2 protein-coding genes are annotated in these 2,453 nt (G+C 28.8%); both read left to right on the plus strand.

The window, feature by feature from the left end:
- Positions 1-158 precede the first annotated feature (158 nt).
- Positions 159-986 (plus strand): tyrosine-type recombinase/integrase, encoded by an 828-nt coding sequence (locus ACQPUY_RS17635; protein WP_430843355.1) that lies wholly within the window; start codon positions 159-161, stop codon positions 984-986.
- Between the two features lie 5 nt (positions 987-991).
- Positions 992-2,146 (plus strand): IS91 family transposase, encoded by a 1,155-nt coding sequence (locus tag ACQPUY_RS17640; protein ID WP_430843353.1) that lies wholly within the window; start codon positions 992-994, stop codon positions 2,144-2,146.
- Positions 2,147-2,453 lie beyond the last annotated feature (307 nt).

Consider the following 2,453-nt stretch of genomic DNA (forward strand, 5'->3'; position numbering starts at 1 on the left):
ATAGAACTAAATCGCTAAAAGCGACGGCTGGGGCTAGTGATTAAACTTGATTATATATGGAAAAATAAGAAGTGAAGTTTCTTTCTCAAGGAAGCTTCACTTCTCACATTTTATGCACTTTTTTAAGGAGTGATAAAATGTATAAAAAAATTGAAAAAATGATTAAAGATTTAGAACTTCGTGGTCGTAGCAAAGATACTATTAAAAATATGGTCTGTGCTATGAATAGATTTTCTAAATACTATAATCAGCCACCCGAAACATTGGGTGAAAAACAAATTATCCACTATCTAGATTATTGCATAAATGATAAAAAATTATGCAGGGGAACTGTAAATTATATTAATAGTACTCTAAAATTCTTTTATGTTGTAACACTTGAAAGATCATGGAGTGATTTAAGAATCCCTAGACTTAGATATGATAAGACCTTACCACAATATTTAACCAAGGAAGAAGTAAGACTTTTATTAGAATCTACCACTTATTTAAAACATAAAGCAATATTTTCAACGATGTATTCTGGCGGCTTACGCGATAGCGAAGTTATAAATTTACGAATCTCTGATATTATGAGTTCTGAAATGAAAATTAGAGTTAGAAATGGTAAACGAAATAAGAAAAGATATACTTTATTATCACAGAAAAACTTAGAGATCTTAAGAGTGTATTGGAAGAAGTTTGGGTATAAAAATTACTCTCCAGATGATTATTTATTTATATCAAGGCAAACAAAGAAAAAGTTAACTAATCGTACTCTTCAGAGTGCATTTGAAAAATCACTAAAGAAGTCAGGCATAACTAAAAAAGCTACTCCACATACTTTAAGACATTCTTTTGCCACTCATCTAATGAATGATGGAGTGGATTTAGTAACTATTCAAGCATTAATGGGGCATTCGAATATGAAAACAACCTCAATATATTTACATGTAAGAGATTATAAAATGCTAAATATAAAGAGCCCATTTGATACTTTGGAGTAGGTTTTATGAATTCACTTCAACAGATTATGAAATTACATGGAGAAGCTTATACTAAATCGAAGAAATTACCATCTAATATTCTCAAAGCTTTATATTCTATTAAGGATTGTAGAACTGCTGCGCTAGGCGGTCATGTATATGAGTGTGATGATTGTGGAGAAAGAAAAATTTCATATAATTCCTGCAGAAATCGTCATTGTCCCAAATGTCAGGCTTATGCTAAAGAAATGTGGATTTATGAGAGAAGTAAATCTTTATTACCAACTCACTATTTTCATATTGTTTTTACTATACCAGAGCAACTAAATTCTTTAACTTTGTTTAATCAAAAAGAAATGTATTCTATTCTTTTTACTGCTGTTTCCGAAACTTTGCTAGAATTAGCAAAGGATAAGAAGTATTTAAGTGCAGATATAGGATTTACAACAATTTTGCATACTTGGGGTCAAAACTTAATGTTTCACCCCCACATTCATTGTATAGTGCCTGGTGGTGGATTAAGCATTGATAGTAGTAAATGGATAAAATCAAAAAAGAAATTCTTTATTCCTGTAAAGGTGCTTTCAAGAAAATTTAGAGGTAAATATTTATTTTACTTAAATGAACTTTATAAAAATAAAAAACTAAAGTTTCCAAAAAGCATTAGTGAATTTCAGTTTAAAGAAGTATTTAATATATTTAAAGATAGTTTATATAAAAAAGAATGGATTGTTTATAGTAAAGCACCTTTCAGCAGTGCGGAATATGTCTTAAAGTATTTAGGTAGATATACTCATAGAGTTGCAATATCAGATAATAGAATTATTAAGGTTGATAATGAAAAAGTCATATTTAAGTGGAGAGATTATAGAGATAAAAACAAAGAAAAAATAATGTCTTTAAAACCACAAGAATTTATCAGAAGATTTTCAATGCATATACTACCTGATAGATTCGTAAAGATAAGACATTACGGTATTTTAGGAAATAGAAATAAGAAACTAAAATTTAAGCGTTGCATAGAAATCTTTAGGATCAAACCAAAAGAATTTGAGAACCTATCGTCAGCGGAGCTATTTTTAAAACTAACAGGAATTAAATTAGGTAAGTGTAAGGAATGTGAGAAGGGAAATTTAATAAAGATAGGAAAATTAATGCCTCTTTGTGCTTCATCACCATAAAAAAATTAAAAGTGAATAAGTGCTTGATTTGGGGAGGGGGAAACTATATACTAAAATAAATAACAACCATAATTTGCCAGATAAAAGTATATTAAATTAATAGATTTATTTAAATTTTTATATTTTCAAACTGGTTGTGAGTTTTTGAATGCCCATACGGGTCGGTCAGCTTTAAGCGACTTCGTTCTAGTAATTGATTATGATATTGAGATGCATATATTTAACTTAAATCAAGTTTAAATCACTTGTAAATGATTATATATATGCTATTTTTTTAACCTCAACATCGTAATCAAGCCAACTCATA

It is taken from the genome of Clostridium nigeriense (genome assembly GCF_050585245.1).
Lineage (GTDB): Bacteria > Bacillota > Clostridia > Clostridiales > Clostridiaceae > Clostridium > Clostridium nigeriense_A.